Source organism: Dysgonomonas hofstadii (assembly GCF_014196915.1).
Classification (GTDB): Bacteria; Bacteroidota; Bacteroidia; order Bacteroidales; family Dysgonomonadaceae; genus Dysgonomonas; species Dysgonomonas hofstadii.
In genome coordinates this window covers 220,689-239,569 of sequence record NZ_JACIEP010000001.1, presented here as the reverse complement: position 1 = coordinate 239,569, position 18,881 = coordinate 220,689, and the positions used below count along the sequence as shown (strand labels likewise).

Genomic DNA, 18,881 nt, shown 5'->3' with positions numbered 1-18,881 from the left:
TTAATAAAATCTGATGAGAAATTCTCAGTTTATCTTTACAGTCAATTTATTGCATCCATTCTGTAGGAGATACTCCAAATTGCTTCTTAAATACTTTCGAAAAATATGACGGAGAATTAAATCCTACGATGAAGCAAACTTCACTCACCCGATATCCTTCCTTGATGTATTCAGCCGCCTTTTTCAGCTTCACCAACAAAATAAAGTCATTCGGGGTAAGTTCCGATATGCCTTTAATTTTCCGGTGCAGGCTCGACCGGCTCATGTTCAGCGCACTGGCCAAAGCATCAACATTGAATTGAGTATCAGAAATATTTTTGTGGATGACTTCGGTTACTTCTTTCAGAAAAGTTTCATCTGCTTTTGTAGGCGCAATGCTCTTTATTTTAACCAGTGGTGAATGGATAAAAGCTTCTTTGAGTTTATTGCGGTTGGAAAGAAGATTCGATAATTGTGCCAACATATGCTCCATTGAGAATGGTTTTTCGACATAGGCATCAGCCCCTGCATCTAAGCCTTCTATTTTGGACTGTAATGTTGTCCTCGCCGTTAACAGGATGATCGGTATATGGCTGTAATCTATATTTGATTTTATTTCTTTACAGAGCTGTAATCCATCCATTACCGGCATAGCTATATCCGTGATAATTGCATTGATATGCTGGGCGTTGAGTATCTCTAACGCTTCTGCTCCATTCGTTGCTTTAAATATATTATAATGACCCTTAAGCTGATTGCATAAAAATAATCTGAGATCTTCATCATCCTCAACTATAAGAAGAGAATATTTCGACAAATTAGTAGGCTCATCATTCAAAATAAGCAATTCTTCCTGAACAGGCTTCCCTATATTATGCTCAAGATTGACTCTGATCGATTGAACAATCGGTAAGGTCAGTTGAAAATAGTTGAATTGATCGTCAGAATGTATATACCTGAGGCTACCATCGTGCAGTTCTGCCAAGGAACGGGCTAAAGGCAATCCCAGTCCGGTACCTGTTGGTATATGTTTTGTATCACCTTCTTCTATCTGCTGATAGAAAGGTTCAAATATTTTATCCTGCAAATGTCCTTTAATCTTGTTCCCATCATTTCTGATTATAATATGAAATGAATCGGTATCTTTCTTCACCGTCAGATAAATTTCGGATTTCGCGTATTTTACTGCATTGTTAAACAGATTACTCAGGATTTTTGTAAAAGCCTCTTTATCAACATCGGCTTGAAAACTTTCGGACGGCAAGTCTATTTCGAATTTTATATTACGTCTGATAGCAGAGGCATTAAACCGCATATAGATCTCATTGATCAACAAAGAGATATCCGTTGATGTAAAATTCAGACGGAACCCTTTTTGTTCTGTTTTTCTAAAATCCAGTAATTGGTTACTAAGGTCTAATAATCGGTTTGTGTTCCGCTCTATTACTTTCAGGTATTCACTTCTTTCAGTGTTGCTCACCTTTTCTTTAATAATGTATTCCAACGGTCCTTTTATCAGACTCAATGGTGTCCGGATTTCGTGAGTGATGTTTGTGAAAAATGCTATTTTAGCATCGTAAATTTCTCTTGATTTTTCATTCTCAAAAACTTCCTGCCGGCGTTTATTTTTTTTACGTATCTTATTACGATAACTAACAGTTAACAAAGCAATAATAGAAACAATGATAATGAAATAAATAATATACGCCCACACTGTTTTATAGAATGGAGGAAGAATATCTATTTCGATAGAGGTTATTTTATCACTCCATACTCCATTATTATTAGAGGCCTTTACCTTCATTGTGTATTTACCAGGAGGGACATTTGAATATCCTACTTTTTGTGCTTTCTCCAGGTAAATCCAGTCCTCGTCAAATCCTTCGAGCATATATGCATACCGGTTCTTCTCGGGAGCTACATAACTAAGGGCTGCAAAACTAAAGCTGAATGTTGACTGATTATACTTCAACTCTATTTTTTCTGTAGACTCTATGGCTTTTTTCAATGGTGAATTTTTCTCTCCCGGTTTAACTATAGTATTAAATAGTTCGAACTGAACAATGTAGACAGACGGTGCATGGCTGTTGGACACAAATGAAGCCGGATCGAACGAAACGAAGCCTTCTAATCCCCCAAAATATATATGGCCATTAATATCCTTAACTCCTGACTTATAATTAAACTGATTGCTAAGTAATCCATCGCTCTTTGTATATTGCTTGATCGAATAATCATTCATATTCATACATACAATCCCCTGATTTGTTGTGAACCAAAGATTCGAATGATTATCTTCAACCACCTTATATACAACATTATTAGGAAGCCCTTCGTTGGTGGTAAATGATGCGAAATTTTCTTCTTTCGGGTTATATTTACAGAGTCCACCCCCTTCAGTAGTAATCCACAATGTCATCTTGCTATCTTCGAACAACGAGATTATTTTATTGTGAGAGAGACTTGCCGGATTTTTAGGGTCATTCTTAAATACAGTCCACTTGTTGTCATTAGGATTGAATCTGTATAATCCTCCCCCCAATGCACCAACCCAGACCATACCGTCTTTAGTCTGAAGAATATCGCTGACAAAAATATTTCCTAATGATGAGACCCGTGTAAAATTATCACTTTCGGCGTTGTAATAACATAATCCATAAAGTGTACCAATCCAAACACGTCCCGAATGATCCTTATAGATGGAAAAAATACTATTATCGCAGATTGAATTCTCTTTGTCAGTTTTTGCGTAATGTTTTACTACCTTTTGTGTAATAAGATCCATTATATCGAGTCCATGATTGTATGTCCCGATCCACAATTGGTTATCATCTATAAGCAAACCATGTATATTATTATAGGACACGTTTCCTGGCTTTCCGTTTGCAAGATAGTGTTCGAATGTATCTGATTGCGGATCGAACAAACTCAGACCTCCGTCTTCTGTTCCTATCCATACACGTCCGTCATTTGTCGCCTGAAATTCCCGTATTCTTTTCCCGATCAATGTACTTGCTTCATTCCTGTTTTCTACCGGATAGTATTTATTAAACGGTGTATATTGATAAGGATAATAATTAATTCCTCCAAAATACGTTCCTACCCAGATTCCACCTTCCCGGTCCTTATAAATAGAATAGGTGGCGTTATCAGATATTGTATATGGATTTGATCGGTTATGTTGTAAGAACTCAACTTCTTTCTTTAGAACATCGTATACACAAATTCCACCTCCTGTTGCAAACCAGATTTCGTTGTCAGATTTTCGTATAACATCTCTGACAAATAAAGAAGAGTATGATTGCAAAGGTAAAAACGGCTGGATCTTATTAGTAACCAGATTTAGTCTTTTTACCCCGCTGTTAGCGGTCGTTATCAAAAGATCGTTGTAGTCGTCCTGAAATATCCGGTATATATCATCCTCATTATCGCCTACCTGGTTGTCGAATAAATAATTAACTTTCTCAAATTGTTGTTTTTCTGCATTAAAATAATTCAATCCTCCACCATGGGTACCAATCCACACCTTATTTTCTTTATCAATATATATACACCAGGCATTTACAATAGCATTTAGTTCATAAAATACAAGCTCTTTATTTACCGGATTATAAGAGAACACGCCTTGCCAATCGACAGCAAACCAATACACTCCATTCTGATCCTGCTTAATATCATTCACTTCCTTTTGTATCTTTATACTATCCTTCGTCATAGCATCAAGATATTCGAAACAATCTTTGTCGGGATGATAAATATACGCACCGGCATCTGTTCCAACCCATATTTCGCCATTGAAATCCTGAAAAAGAGAACGAATACAATTATTCCCTATACTCTGCGGGTCGTTTTTATCATTCCTGTAATTTCTGAACTCATATCCATCATACCGGGAAAGGCCGTCTTTAGTGCCAAACCACATAAATCCCCGGTTATCCTGAAGTATACAATATACAGTATTTTGGGCCAGACCGTCTTCTACTCCCAAATGATTAAAGTATGGATACTTTTTCGCTGACACAGGAGAGGTACCAAGAAAAAAGGTAATCACAGATAAAATAATAATAAAACAACAACGATTTTTCATAAGATAACAAAACATGGTATTCATATAAAAGTTTTCACAGCTATGACCATAATATTAGTAAATTTTTACTGCTTATACTCAATTTTTCTATCAGATACATTAAAGAAAAGAGGCCATAGAGATATAGACAAATTGTATTTATCCTCAAAGTAATAAGAGTGTTTTGTTAAATTCAAGCAAAAACGAATAAATTTCTTCCAACAATAACGCTTTGGAAGAATTTTACACAAAACTGACAGAAACGTAACCACTACTTATATATGCATAAAACTATATTTGTCTCACAATTTCACTAGAGCAGGACATAACTGGCAGGTCTGGAAACCTCACTCCTATTACCGAGAAGAAAGTGCTAACTGAAATTTAATATTTTTCTAATACTAATAATAAAATATGAGAACCATGAAGAAAATGTTTTTAACCTTATTTTTTACACTATCAATAATATGTAGTTGTAGCGAAGATAAGGATAACCCGGATGGAGTTATTGATACTCCAAAAGAAACCACTTATACCAATCCGGTATATCCAAGTAGTATGCCCGACCCAACAATCATAAAAGGACGGGATGGATATTTTTACTTATACGCAACGGAAGACACAAGAAACACTCCTATTTGCAGATCGAAAGACCTTGTATCGTGGACATTTGTTGGAACAGCCTTTACAGATGACACCCGTCCGACATTTGAGTCGTCAGGAGGATTGTGGGCTCCCGATATCAATTATATAAACGACCAGTATGTACTGTATTATTCCATGTCCGTCTGGGGAGGTGGTAATACTTGCGGTATTGGTATCGCCACGGCAGCAAGGCCCGGAGGTCCTTTCAATGATCAGGGAAAACTTTTCCGCAGCAATGAAATCGATGTGCACAATTCTATCGACCCTTTTTATATAGAAGAAGACGGCAAGAAATATTTATTCTGGGGTAGCTTCTTTGGAATCTATGCTATAGAACTGACGGACGACGGTTTGAACATGAAATACGGTGCAGAAAAACAACAGGTTGCCGGCACTGCGTTCGAAGCTGTTTATATACATAAAAAAGACGAATACTACTATATGTTTGCTTCCATCGGCTCATGCTGTGAGGGAGTAAACAGTACATATAAATTAGTCGTAGGGCGTTCCAGTTCGCTATTCGGCCCATATGTAAATAAATCAGGAAAAGACATGATGCAAAATGGCTACGAGGTTGTGGTTGACAAGAACGAACGTTTCGTTGGTAACGGTCACTGTTCCGAAATAGTTAAAGACGATGCAGGAAACGACTGGATACTTTACCATGGCATCGATGTGGATAATCCTAGTGGAAGGATTTTGCTCCTTGATCAGGTGAAATGGGTTGACGGATGGCCTGTAATAAGCGATGGCACTCCTTCCCTATCTGCCGACAGGCCTTACTTCGAATAAAAAAGGCCCGTTCACATAATTTTATTTGTTGATTATTAATCCTTAAAATTATATTATGAATTTTAAAAAGACATTATTTCTATGTTGGATTTTATGTAGTTGTATAAACATATATGGCGCACATGAAAATCAGGCATCCGGGCAGGGGATAACCGCTCAGGAAAAGAAGATCCGCATCAGTGGAACCATCGTTGATAATGAAAAAAATCCTCTCATAGGGGTGAGCGTAAAAGAAAAAGGAAACGCTGTGAATGGAACCATTACTGACATCGACGGGCATTTTTACATGGATGTTCCTAATAAACAGACTATAATTGAGGTTTCTTACATTGGTTTTAAGCCACAGGAAATTGAAGTAGGTTCAAACATTAACTTTAATATTATATTGCAGGAAGACATTAACAGCCTCGAAGAAGTTGTGGTAACCGGTTATGGTAATCAGAAAAAAATGTCGGTTATCGGATCGATCGAAACGATTAACCCTGAAAATCTTCAGGTAGGTTCCACCCGTTCCGTATCAAACAATCTGGCAGGACAAATTGCCGGGGTTATTGCGGTAAAACGTTCGGGAGAACCGGGATACGACAACTCAAATTTCTGGATCAGGGGTATTGCCAGTTTTTCGGGAACTCAAAATCCATTAATACTGATTGACGGAATCGAACGGGATTTGAACAATATCGATCCGGCCGAAATCGAATCATTTTCAGTATTGAAAGACGCATCAGCCAGCGCTATGTACGGAGTTCGTGGGGCAAATGGTGTAATTGTCATCAATACCAAACGAGGAAAAATAGGCGCTCCAACGGTTAATATCAGAGTAGAGCAGTCTATATCCGAACCGACAAAACTCCCTAAATTTATCGGAGCCGCCGACCACATGGAATTATTGAACCTGCTGAAAGAAGATAAAAGCCAGCTGGCTTACTCTCAGGAGCAAATCAACAGAACCCGCTATGGCTACGACCGTGATTTATATCCGGATGTGAACTGGCTGGACGAAATAACAAAAGACTATGCTTACGCCACACGTGCTAACCTGACAGTAAGCGGAGGCTCCGATTTCCTGCGTTATTCACTTGTAGGAGCTTATTTCGGAGAAAAAGGTATTATGGAAACCGACAATACGCTGCCATATGATACTGGAATAAAATTGAACAGATATAACATGCGTGCAAACGTAGATATAGACATAACGAAAACCACTACCTTGCGCATGAACATAGGAGGATATCTCCAGCAACGCAGAGGTCAAAACTCCAGTACCGATGATACATTCGCCGCTGCTTTTACAACTGCGCCGTTTGTTCATCCGGCACGATATTCGGATGGCACTATACCGGTTGTAGCAAATCGGCAGAATCCTTGGGCTATGGCTACCCAAAGAGGATATTATACCACTTCGACATCACAAATACAGTCTTTATTCGCTTTGGAACAGAATCTGAAAATGATTACTCAAGGACTTAAAGCCAAAGTGACATTCTCATTTGACTCTTACAGTTCGGGAAGGATGACCAGATCGATGACTCCTTCATATTATAATGTTGCAACAGGAAGAGATATTGAAGGCAACCTGATACACGATGTTCTTAGTTATGGGGACGAGTCATTAGGTCATTCAAATGAAGGAGGGTATGGAAATAATAATGTGTATTTTGAGGCAAATGCCACTTATAATCGTGTATTTAATAAGGTACATGATATAGATGCCTTATTCCTGTACAATCATCAAAGTTATGATGATGGTAGTTTTCAGCCTTACCGCAAACAAGGTATTGCCGGTCGGCTCTCATATATGTATGACAGCCGTTACATCGCTGAATTTAATTTCGGATACAACGGATCGGAGAATTTCGAAAAAGGAAAACGCTTTGGATTCTTCCCTTCCGCAGCTATTGGATGGTTGATGTCCGAAGAACCATTTTTGAGAGATAATTTCAAAAATTTAACCAAATTAAAACTCAGAGGATCAATCGGTAAAGCAGGTAATGATAATATTGGTGGACGCCGGTTTGCTTATATGACAACTATCTCTACAAGCGAAAATGGCTACCACTGGGGAGACACAAGTCAGAACGGCCGCGACAAGATCACAGAAGGAGAGATCGGTGTAACAGACCTGACATGGGAAACCGCATTGAAATATAATGCAGGATTTGAATTAGGATTATGGAATGAATTAGAATTTCACATGGATCTTTTCAAAGAGAAACGCAAAAATATTTTTATGCGACGTAGTGTAATCCCTAGCCAGACAGGGTTTATCAACAACCCATGGGCCAATTACGGAAAGGTAGATAATAAAGGTGTTGAATTTTCTTTGACTTATAACAAAAGGATAAATAAAGACTGGCAGGTTGGTTTCCGCTCTACATTCACATATGCAAAAAATACAATTGAAGAATACGATGAAGCACAATCGGTAAAAGGAACCCATCGTAGTATAACAGGACTATCCATGAACACATTATGGGGACTGCAAGCCGAACGGTTATTCACTGCGGATGATTTTGACGAGAATGGGAATCTTAAAGAGGGTATTCCTCCACATTCGGTAGGCAATACAACAGTTCGCCCCGGAGATATTAAATATGTAGACCGTAATGGAGATGGATTGGTAACAGATGAAGATGAAGGCTATATCGGTGGTACTGTAGACCCCCGGATTGTTTACGGGTTTGGAGGTAATATCAACTATAAAAATTGGGACATGAGCTTTTTCTTCCAGGGAGTGGGCGATACACACCGTATTATCGGAGGTTCGACATACTTTATGCCGGGTAGTGGAAAAGCTGTATTAGGAAATGTTTATGATAACTACAACGACCGCTGGACAGAGGAGAATCCTTCTCAGGATGTATTCTGGCCTCGTCTTTCTGAAGATCCGAATCAACATAATTACAGGGCCTCTACCTGGTGGAAAAAGGATATGAGCTTCCTGCGTTGTAAAGTAATAGAGCTTGGCTATTCTTTGCCAAAAAGCATTGTAAGCAAAGCCAGCCTGAAAAGCGTCCGTGTATATGTTAGTGGTAATGATCTCTTTTATTTCTCGAAATTTAAAATGTGGGACCCGGAACTGAATACATCCGATGGATTAAAATATCCGGGTATGCGCTCTGTTATGTTTGGTATCGATATCAATTTTTAAACCAATAAATTAATAACAATGAAATTAATTAAATATATAATCGCTAGCTTCATTAGCATCTTACTTATCACTTCTTGTTCCGATTTTCTTGATAAAGAACCGGATACTGAATTAGATATTGATATGGTGTTTGAGAATAAGACAAAAGTGGAAGGCTGGCTTGCCGGAGTTTATTCGGGAATACCTAATCCGGGCAGTGAATGGTTAAACTCTCATGGTTGGGAGATATTTGGAGATGACCTTACTCCGTCGAAAGACTGGCAACAATGGGAATGGAAAAATATCCCTAAAATATTCGGACAGTGGACCCCAAATACGACATGGGATGGAGGATACTGGCACAGAATGCCACAATTTATCCGTCAGGCGTATATTTTTATAAATAAGGTACATCCTCTGCCTGAATCTGATTTATCTCAGAAAGAGGTTGATCTAATGAAAGCTGAATGTCGTTTTCTGGCCGCATATTACTATTGGCTACTGGCATCCACTTACGGGCCTGTTCCATTCCAACCTGATTATATCACACCCACCGACTTTAATCTGGAAGACCTGATGATAGGTCAAACACCATTTGATGAAATTGTAGCCTATCTGGATAACGAAATGCTGGAAGCTTCGAAACAATTGCCTGCAACTTATCAGGATGTAGGAAAATACGGCCGGGTAACATCGATTATGTGTCTGACTATACGTGCTAAAATGTTGTTGTTTGCAGCAAGTCCTCTTGTGAATGGCAACGAGTGGTATGTAGACCATCTGAATGACAAAGGGGAAGAGTTGTTCAACACAACATACCAACAGGATAAATGGGTAAAAGCAGCCGAGGCTTCCAAATTACTATTGGACGAAGCTGAAAAAGCGGGTCATAAACTATTTACTGTTAACAATACCGATGGCACAATAGATCCATTCACTTCATTAGAAAGTATGTGGTGGACAGGATACTATGAAGGAAATAAAGAAATCCTATTTCCATATACCAAAAAGGATGATTATAACAACTTCAAATTCTATACAAACAAAATCGTAACCCTCGAATTTAATGGTGGTGGTGGTTTAGGAGTATATCAAGGGCTGGTCGATGCATTTTTCTCTGAAAATGGGCTTCCGATCAACGATTCTGAAAGTGGATATGTTGAAACAGGATTTTCAACCGAAAAAGAAGTACGCACCACAGCCTGGACAGGAGGCACAGGAAAAGCCGGAGAAATAACCAGTGCGGGAACTTATAATATGTATTGCAAACGGGAGCCTCGCTTTTATACAGCTGTAAGCTATAATGGGGCGTGGTATCCTATCGCAAATCGTAAATATGATTTCTTTAAAAGCGGAAAAGATAATGGCGGCACACACGATGCTCCTCAAAACGGCTACCTGGCCCGCAAGAAAGTCTGCCCTACAGATAACCCTAAAACCGGAAGCTGGAAATGGCGTCAGCCATTCTTATATCGTCTGGCAGCCTCTTATCTGGATTACAGCGAGGCTATAAATGAAGCATACAATACAACAGATGCCCGCCTGGATGCATTGAAGTATCTGAACATGATACGTGAACGTGCAGGTGTACGCCAATATACATTCGACGCTGTATCTTCTACCGATCCTCAATATATACGGGTAAACGATAATCAGGAAGCCGTTCGCAACCTTATCAGGATGGAACGCCGTGTAGAGCTTTGTGCCGAAGGTACCCGTTGGGACGATATCCGTCGCTGGAAAATAGCAGAAGACCTGCCGGAAATGACCGGAGACTGTTATGGAATGAATAAAAGCGGGGCAACTGATGGTGAATTTTATAAACTTACGGTATTCCAGACTCGTGTATGGGATAAAAAATACTATTGGTTTCCGATTTATATTTCAACAATGGATAACAATCAGAATTTGCGACAATCTCCATTCTGGAAATAATACCAAACATTTAAATTTAAAACTATGAATAAAATCATAAAACAAACACTCCTGCCATTAATGTTTGTATTATTAATGGGAAGCTGTAACGAAGATGCGGAATATTATACACTTGAGACACCACCGGATCAAATGCATCTGGCACCTTCGTCCGAAAACGTTAAATTGCAGAGGGTAGACGAAACTCAGGAAGCCATTAGCTTTAGCTGGAAAGATGCCGCAGACCGGGGAAATAATACAAAACTGACCTATTATTTCAGATTATATCATGGCGAAATGAAAAGTGTAGATGGCGAATTACTTGAAAGTGAATTGATAAAAATCGATGAAGGTGTCAGATCAATTTCGATGACAGTCCGTGAATTAAACAACATAATATATTCATGGGGAGTAACTCCGGGCGATGAGGTTACTGTAGTAGCAGAGGTATTGGCTGTTGTCGAATCTTCTCCGAAATACATGAAGCCGGAGATATCCAAAGCCGAATTCAATGTCGTAGGTTATAGCCCTTCCGATATACTGTATCTAACTATCGAAACAGGAGGACTAAAACGAAATATAGAAATGACGAAGACCGATGCAGGCATCTTTAAGTGGAAAGGAAATTTGGATGTTGGTAATTTCTGGTTCGTCAGAAGTTCGGAACAAGGGGTTCCTGCGTACATGAAAGGCTCTGGTGAAAACACACTGGTATATTCCGAAACAGGAGAAGGAAATCCATTTAATACTACCAGATATGGTGAATATGACATAACAGTGAATCTCAATAATCTGGAGATAACAATTACGACATTCTTTATAAATACTCTTCACATAGTCACATCTAAGGATGGGGTAGAAAATGTTGTGAAACTGTATGAATATGAGGTTGGAACTGATATTTATCATTTAGAAAAACGATTCGAGGCTGGAACCAAATTCAGATTTGTACGAGAAGCAGAGACATTATGGCCTGCATATGTAAAAGGTGCTGATGATACCAAATTAGAATTCAAAGACGAGAGTGCAGCCACAATGTTTGAAATCACTCAGACCAACCTCTACAAGATGGTTATTAATCTTAACGACCTGACCATTAACAAACAGGTAGTCGCTCCGGCCGATAACCTTTATCTGATAACCTCGTTAAATGGAATAGAGAGTGTGAAACAACTGGATAAAGTTCAGGCTGGCAGAAATGTATTCTACGGTAAAGTGAAGCTCGATGCCGGCACCGAGTTCCGGTTCGTCACAAGTCAAAATAGCAAATGGCCTGCATATGTGAAAGGAGCTGACAATACCGAATTAGTATATAGAGGAGAAGGGTCTGAGATGTTTAAGGCCAATACTACAGCAACTTATGTAATGACTGTAAATATGGAAGACATGTCAATGATTTTCCTTGATGTGTATGAGTCTTCTACAGGAGTAGTCGCTGTTGTCGGAGGTGTTGTTTCTTCTGGTTGGGATTCTGGTATTGCTGTAAGGGATTGTTCATTGACACAAAAAGACCTGATAAACAGACCTGAGGTTATAAGCTATACAGGAACCTTTACATACACCCAAGGTGGAACCAATGATAATAATGCTTTCAAATTTGTAGGTAACGGAAGCTGGGGAGCGAGCTTGTTTGCGACAGAATCTTACGCCAACCCTTTTGATCCAACAAAACAATCTGTAACAACAGACAGTTCCGGAGATAGAAAATGGATGTTACCGGAGGGTACGGCATCTGGCACTTATACTTTGGAAATGAATCTGCACACGATGCAAATTGATTTAGTGAAGCAATAGTTCTTTTTTAATCCGTAGTACATTTATTAAAACAGAATGTGCTACGGGATTAATTCACCCATTTTATAAAAATATGGTAATTAGGATTTAGAATAAGGTATTTTAAGAATGTAATTAAGGTTGACAGGTTCAGACTTGTCAACCTTAATTTATTTATAACCTTTTACAATGATAAATCAGACAGATAGTTAATAGAAGAAAAATAGAGCCTTAACTCCCTTTCAATTGTTAATTGAACTGTACAGCAAATTAAATTGAACCATACAACAAACCTTCGCATCATATTTCATTATATTTTTGTATCGACTTCCTTAGTATTAAAGTAAGATATACATAGAACATTATGCTTAGAAAAATAAGAATAATACTTGCGGCTGTTTTTGTAGTGTTCACCTCACTGCTATTTCTCGACTTTACCGGGACAATACACGGCTGGTTTGGCTGGATGGCGAAAATACAATTTATACCCGCCATTCTCGCACTGAACATTGGAATAATAATTGCTTTACTACTATTAACCCTGCTATTCGGACGGATCTACTGTTCAGTGATCTGCCCTTTGGGTATTTTTCAGGACGGGATCTCATGGATAGCCGGAAAACGTAAGAAAAACCGCTTTACCTTTTCTCCTGCCAAATCGTGGCTGCGGTATAGTATAATGGGAATATTCATCCTGTCATTAGTGTTGGGTATAACTTCTGTGTTTACAATACTTGAGCCATACAGCGCATTCGGACGGATTATATCTAATCTGTTTGCACCGGTTTATCAATGGGGCAATAATATTCTGGCTTATTTTGCCGAACGCATGGATAGTTATACTTTCTATTCAACAGATGTATGGATAAAAAGTACTCTTACATTCTCTATCGCTGCTGTCTCTCTTGTTGTTATCAGCATCCTTGCTTGGCAGAATGGCCGTACGTATTGTAATACAATTTGTCCGGTAGGAACATTTTTAGGTTTCTTGTCAAAGTATTCCCTTTTCCGTCCGGCATTCGTTTCCGATAAATGCAACGGATGCGGATTATGCGCCCGCAATTGCAAAGCATCCTGTATCAGTACAAAGGAACGTAAGATAGATTATAGCCGTTGTGTGACCTGTATGAATTGTGTAGAGAAATGTAATAAGAATGCAATAGTATATACACTTCGCAAAAAAACAGAAACGAAAAACGCAACAGAGTTACCAACTGCTGGAACAGACGCAGCTACCGTTAAACCAGATAAATCCCTTCGCGATTTTTTCTCTGTGTCCTCACTGTTTCTCCTCTCTGCGACCCTGAAAGCACAACAAAATGTAGCCGATGGCGGATTAGCAGAGATTGAAGATAAAAAGATACCCGCCCGGAATACACCGGTCGTTCCTCCGGGTGCACAGGGAATTAAGAATATGAGTTCGAAATGTACGGCCTGCCAGTTATGCATATCGGTTTGCCCGAACAATATATTGCGCCCGTCAGAAAAGCTGGAAAACTTTATGCAGCCGGAAATGTCCTTCGAAAAAGGCTATTGCCGTCCTGAGTGTACCAAATGTTCGGAGGTATGTCCTACAGGAGCGATCAGGAAGATAGACCGCGCCGGAAAATCAGCCATATCGATCGGACAGGCAGTATGGATAAAAGATAACTGCATTGTAAACACAGATGAAATCCAGTGCACCAATTGCGAACATCATTGTCCGACCGGAGCCATCACATTAATTAATCGCGATCCCCAATATCAGGATTCGATGAAAATTCCGGCAATCAATAAAGAATTGTGTATCGGTTGCGGAGCTTGTGAATACCTCTGCCCTGCCCGCCCGTTCAGCGCTATATATGTGGAAGGAAATTTAAGGCATCATGCAGTTTAACAATCGGAAATAATATGGAAAAGAAAGATAGAAATAAGATAAACCGCAGGAATTTTCTGAAAATAATGGGTACAGGAACAGTTGCTTCTGCGGCGGTTATATATGGATGTAAACCAAAGAATTCGGTGTCGGCCGGGGGTGGTTCGTTGGGAGAAGTCCCAACTGACAAGATGACTTACCGCACGAATCCTCATACCGGCGATAAAGTTTCACTGCTTGGTTACGGATGTATGCGCTGGCCTTTACGCACTAATACCAAAGGAGAGGAAGAAGTAGATCAGGACGCGGTAAATGAATTGGTCGATTATGCCATAGCACATGGAGTAAACTACTTCGATACGGCACCCGTATATGTGAGGGGGTGGTCTGAAACAGCAACAGGAATTGCACTGAAACGGCATCCGCGCGATAAGTTCTTCATTGCCACCAAGATGTCTACACACCGTGACGTTCCCGAATTGCGGACACTTGAAGGGTCTGTGGGAATGTATCACAAATCGATGAAGGATTTACAGGTCGATTATCTCGACTATTACCTCCTCCATGGTATCGGACTGGGAGGGATGGCAGATTTCAGAAAACGTTTTCTCGATAATAAACTACTCGATTTCCTGTTCAGGGAACGTAAAGCCGGACGTATCCGCAACCTGGGCTTTTCATATCATGGCGATATTGAAGTATTTGACTATTTGCTGGCAATGGATGTACAATGGGATTTTGCCCAGATACAACTTAATTATATAGACTGGAAACATGCTTCGGGCTGGAATACCAATGCTGAATATCTGCTCGCAGAACTTACAAAGAAAAACGTACCGGCTGTCATTATGGAGCCATTACTAGGAGGTCGTTTATCAAGAGTTCCTTCGCAAGCCCTGGATATCATGCAGCAAATCCATCCTCAGGATACCGCCGCCAAATGGGCTTTCCGCTATGCAGGCACTCCTGAAAGAGTACTCACAGTATTAAGTGGTATGGTATATATGGAACATTTGCAAGAGAACATCCGTTCGTATTCACCCCTTGAGCCGCTCAATGAAGAAGAATATAAAGCCCTTGAACAGGTAACGGAAGTGATGCTGAGTTCAGATTATGTGCAATGTACCGAATGCCAGTATTGTATGCCTTGTCCTTATGGCTTGGATATTCCAAGGGTATTTGCCCATTACAACCGTTGTGTAAGCGCAAGCAATATACTGAAAAGCTCGAAAGATGATAACTATAAGAAAGCCCGGAAAGCTTTCCTTGTCGGATACGACCGTAGTGTGCCTAAACTCAGGCAGGCTGACCATTGTATAAGCTGTGGAATATGTAAACCTCATTGTCCGCAAAACATCGATATACCTACCGAAATGCGCCGTGTTGATAAATATGCAGAAAATTTGAAACAGGAAATTGAATTTTAAATAATGTAGAAATTATAGAAAATATTATCTTGGCAATCAAAAAAAAAATCACATAACTAATAAAGACCTGTCAAATTCAAATATATGAAATTAATAAAGACACTTACATCAATTACTCTGATTTTACTGCCGGCACTATTATCTGCACAAAACACGGCGGACACAGCATCGATAAACCGCAACCTAACCCTTGGCGAGGTTGTAGTTACAGGTACCCGTAATCAAACGGATATACGCCATTTACCCATGACCATATCCGTTGTCAACAATTCGCAGATCCGCAACAGCTATCAGCCTTCATTGCTTCCTGTCATTGCCGAACAGGTGCCCGGCCTATTTATCACTTCCCGGGGTATCTTAGGATATGGTGTATCTAAAGGAGGGTCTGGCGGTATGAAGATAAGAGGTGTAGGAGGAGGTGTAACTACCGGGGTATTAATGCTTATAGACGGGCATCCTCAGTATATGGGATTGATGGGGCATCCTCTGGCCGACTCCTATCAATCGATGTTGGCTGATAAAGTTGAAGTACTTCGTGGCCCTGCATCTGTACTATACGGGTCGAACGCGATGGGAGGAGTCATCAATATTGTCACTGATGAAAAGAAAGCTGACGGCAGACAAACAAACATCCGCCTGGGATATGGTTCATACAACACATTGCAGACAGAAGCCATGAACCGCTACCGGAACGGAAAATTCAATCATGTGATAACCGCATCTTACAACCGGACAGACGGGCATCGTGAAGATATGGGATTCGAACAGTTTAGCGGATATACAAAGTTCGGATACGATTTCAGCAGTACATGGAAAGCCTTTGCCGATGTAAATATCTCACATTTCAATGCGTCCAATCCCGGAAGTATAACATCCCCTCTGTTAGACAATGACTCGCATATCACACGTGGAATGACTTCGCTCTCGATAGAGAACGAATATGAAAAAACTTCAGGTGCTTTCAAGTTTTTTTATAACTGGGGACGGCATAAAATAAACGACGGTTATACACCCGGAACTTCCCCTCTGGACTATCGCTTCAACTCGAAAGACCTGATGATGGGTATCAACTGGTACCAGAGTATCAGCCTGTTCACAGGCAACCGTATTACAGCAGGACTTGATTTCCAGCACTTTGGTGGCGATGCCTGGAACAAATTTGATAATGGTGACCGGACAAAACTGGTTGATAAATCACTAAATGAAGTAGCCGGATATGTAAGCATCCGGCAAAATATAAATAAGATACTGACATTTGATGCAGGGCTGCGTCTCGATCATCATTCACACACAGGCACAGTCTGGGTGCCACAAGGAGGAATCGCCTTACAATTGCCACGTTCTTCCGAATTAAGGGCAATGATAAGCAAAGGATTCCGTAATCCGACTATACGGGAAATGTATATGTTTCCGCCGCAGAACCCGGATCTGAAGCCTGAAAAGACAATGAATTACGAATTATCCTATTCGCAGCGCTTATTAAATAATTCCCTTTCATATGGAGTCAATGTCTTTTATATCAACGGAGACAATATTATAGAATCAATCATGGTAGATGGACGTTTTCAGAATACCAATATCGATAAAATAGAAAACTGGGGTATCGAAACCAACGCAAACTACAGGATCAATCGTGTATGGAATCTGTCAGCGAATTACAGCTGGTTGCGTATGGTGCACAAAGTTATAGGAGCCCCTGAACACAAGTTATTTGCAGGGGTAGATTATACCCGGAACAGATGGAATATTTCTACCGGAATACAATATATTAACGGACTGTACACCGATGTAGATTCAGAACCAATGACAAGAGAGAATTTCGTATTATGGAATCTGAGAGGCAGCTATAAAATTCACTCTATAGCCTCTTTGTTCATCAAAGGGGAAAATCTGTTGGCGCAGCGATACGAAATAAACGCCGGTTATCCGATGCCTAAGGCAACGGTTACAGGTGGAATTAATTTGAATTTCTAACTCTTTAAAATCACAAAAGATGAAAACAATAAATACAAAAGCATTTGGCACCGAAGCTGCAGATGCACAGTTAAAAGAAATGCATATCCAACGTCGCGAAGTGACACCTAAAGATATTGAAATAGAAATTCTTTATTGCGGAGTTTGCCATTCCGACCTTCATACAGCCCGCAACGACTGGGGAGGAACGATTTATCCTGTAGTTCCGGGGCATGAAATTGTGGGAAGAATCACCAGTATAGGAAGCGAAGTAACAAAATTCAAAGTCGGAGATATTGCGGCAGTAGGTTGCCTGGTCGATTCGTGCGGAGAATGCGATAGCTGTAAACATGATTTGGAACAATTTTGCCGGAACGGATACACCGGGACATACAATTCTCATGATAAACATCTGGGAGGAGTAACATATGGCGGTTATTCGGAAAGAGTAATTGTCGATGAACATTTTGGGTTGAAAGTTCCTGAAAACCTGGACCTGGCGGCTGTGGCTCCATTACTTTGTGCCGGAATCACTACATGGTCGCCTCTAAGACACTGGAATGCAGGCAAGGACAGTAAAGTAGCTGTTGTGGGCTTAGGTGGTTTAGGGCACATGGCTATAAAACTGGCTAAAGGTTTAGGCGCCGAAGTCACATTATTTTCAAGAACCCCGGGAAAAACACAGGATGCATTTGCTTTGGGAGCAAACCATGTAATTATATCCACCGATGAAGAGCAAATGAAATCGGTGCAAGGCAAGTTCGACCTGATAATAGATACCGTACCTTATGTACATGATGTAAATCCGTATGTGGCAACATTAAATTACAATGGGACATTGGTTTTAGTCGGATATTTAGGGAATCTCGATCCAATGCTGAATACTGTACCTATGATTATGGGGCGGAAGTCGGTAGCCGGATCAGTTATCGGAGGAATAGCAGAAACTCAGGAGTTACTTGACTTCTGTGGTAAAAATAACATTGTTTCGGATATAGAGATCATTAATATGCAGGACATTAATACTGCTTACGAAAGAATGCTGAAAAGCGATGTCAAATATCGTTTTGTAATTGACATGAACTCATTGAGGAACAATAAATAAAACCTGCTTATTTCGAAATTCATTTACTCCTTTAACTTCTGATTTTATGTAAATTATGCGAATTAGTAGTTGAATCTGCATTTTCCTTGAATATCTTTATCAATAGGATAAACAATGGTAATATGCCAATAGTAAAGCAAAAAATGAAAAACGTAAAATGTGTAAGGATTGTCAGGTTTTGCGACTTATCATGCTCAAGCAAAGCGAAGCATTTGGAAGGAGATACTTCGCTCCTCGGGATA

General features: G+C 39.9%; 9 protein-coding genes. 8 read left to right on the top strand and 1 reads right to left on the bottom strand.

What is annotated here, in order from left to right; all coding sequences use genetic code 11:
- Window positions 1-46 precede the first annotated feature (46 nt).
- Window positions 47-4,030 carry a two-component regulator propeller domain-containing protein gene (locus tag GGR21_RS00695; protein ID WP_221232866.1) on the bottom strand — a complete coding sequence of 1,328 codons (3,984 nt, stop codon included), beginning with the start codon at window positions 4,028-4,030 and terminating at the stop codon, window positions 47-49.
- Between the two features lie 438 nt (window positions 4,031-4,468).
- On the opposite strand from GGR21_RS00695, the gene GGR21_RS00690 reads away from it, so the two are divergent.
- From GGR21_RS00690 to GGR21_RS00655, 8 genes are all read left to right on the top strand, one after another.
- Window positions 4,469-5,482 carry a family 43 glycosylhydrolase gene (locus GGR21_RS00690; protein ID WP_183305223.1) on the top strand — a complete coding sequence of 338 codons (1,014 nt, stop codon included), beginning with the start codon at window positions 4,469-4,471 and terminating at the stop codon, window positions 5,480-5,482.
- Between the two features lie 55 nt (window positions 5,483-5,537).
- Window positions 5,538-8,633, top strand: a complete 3,096-nt coding sequence (locus tag GGR21_RS00685; protein ID WP_183305222.1) for a SusC/RagA family TonB-linked outer membrane protein — start codon at window positions 5,538-5,540, stop codon at window positions 8,631-8,633.
- An 18-nt stretch (window positions 8,634-8,651) separates the two neighbouring features.
- Entirely contained in the window at window positions 8,652-10,547 is a 1,896-nt protein-coding gene (locus GGR21_RS00680; RefSeq protein WP_183305221.1) for a RagB/SusD family nutrient uptake outer membrane protein, read from the top strand.
- A 24-nt stretch (window positions 10,548-10,571) separates the two neighbouring features.
- Window positions 10,572-12,320 (top strand): SusE domain-containing protein, encoded by a 1,749-nt coding sequence (locus GGR21_RS00675; protein ID WP_183305220.1) that lies wholly within the window; start codon window positions 10,572-10,574, stop codon window positions 12,318-12,320.
- A gap of 343 nt (window positions 12,321-12,663) precedes the next feature.
- On the top strand, window positions 12,664-14,175 hold the full coding sequence (locus tag GGR21_RS00670; protein ID WP_183305219.1) for a 4Fe-4S binding protein: 1,512 nt from the start codon (window positions 12,664-12,666) through the stop codon (window positions 14,173-14,175).
- A 14-nt stretch (window positions 14,176-14,189) separates the two neighbouring features.
- Entirely contained in the window at window positions 14,190-15,581 is a 1,392-nt protein-coding gene (locus GGR21_RS00665) for an aldo/keto reductase (RefSeq protein ID WP_183305218.1), read from the top strand.
- Between the two features lie 84 nt (window positions 15,582-15,665).
- Window positions 15,666-17,555: a TonB-dependent receptor plug domain-containing protein gene (locus tag GGR21_RS00660; RefSeq protein ID WP_183305217.1), complete on the top strand. Its 1,890-nt coding sequence runs from the start codon at window positions 15,666-15,668 to the stop codon at window positions 17,553-17,555.
- Window positions 17,556-17,574: 19 nt separating this feature from the next.
- On the top strand, window positions 17,575-18,639 hold the full coding sequence (locus tag GGR21_RS00655; RefSeq protein ID WP_183305216.1) for an NAD(P)-dependent alcohol dehydrogenase: 1,065 nt from the start codon (window positions 17,575-17,577) through the stop codon (window positions 18,637-18,639).
- The last annotated feature ends 242 nt before the right edge of the window (window positions 18,640-18,881 follow it).

Excerpts from the sequence above, each read along its gene's own strand:
- GGR21_RS00690 (WP_183305223.1), top strand. The coding sequence starts at position 4,469 with ATGAAGAAAATGTTTTTAACCTTATTTTTTACACTATCAATAATATGT.
- GGR21_RS00685 (WP_183305222.1), top strand. The coding sequence starts at position 5,538 with ATGAATTTTAAAAAGACATTATTTCTATGTTGGATTTTATGTAGTTGT.
- GGR21_RS00680 (WP_183305221.1), top strand. The coding sequence starts at position 8,652 with ATGAAATTAATTAAATATATAATCGCTAGCTTCATTAGCATCTTACTT.
- GGR21_RS00675 (WP_183305220.1), top strand. The coding sequence starts at position 10,572 with ATGAATAAAATCATAAAACAAACACTCCTGCCATTAATGTTTGTATTA.
- GGR21_RS00670 (WP_183305219.1), top strand. The coding sequence starts at position 12,664 with ATGCTTAGAAAAATAAGAATAATACTTGCGGCTGTTTTTGTAGTGTTC.
- GGR21_RS00665 (WP_183305218.1), top strand. The coding sequence starts at position 14,190 with ATGGAAAAGAAAGATAGAAATAAGATAAACCGCAGGAATTTTCTGAAA.
- GGR21_RS00660 (WP_183305217.1), top strand. The coding sequence starts at position 15,666 with ATGAAATTAATAAAGACACTTACATCAATTACTCTGATTTTACTGCCG.
- GGR21_RS00655 (WP_183305216.1), top strand. The coding sequence starts at position 17,575 with ATGAAAACAATAAATACAAAAGCATTTGGCACCGAAGCTGCAGATGCA.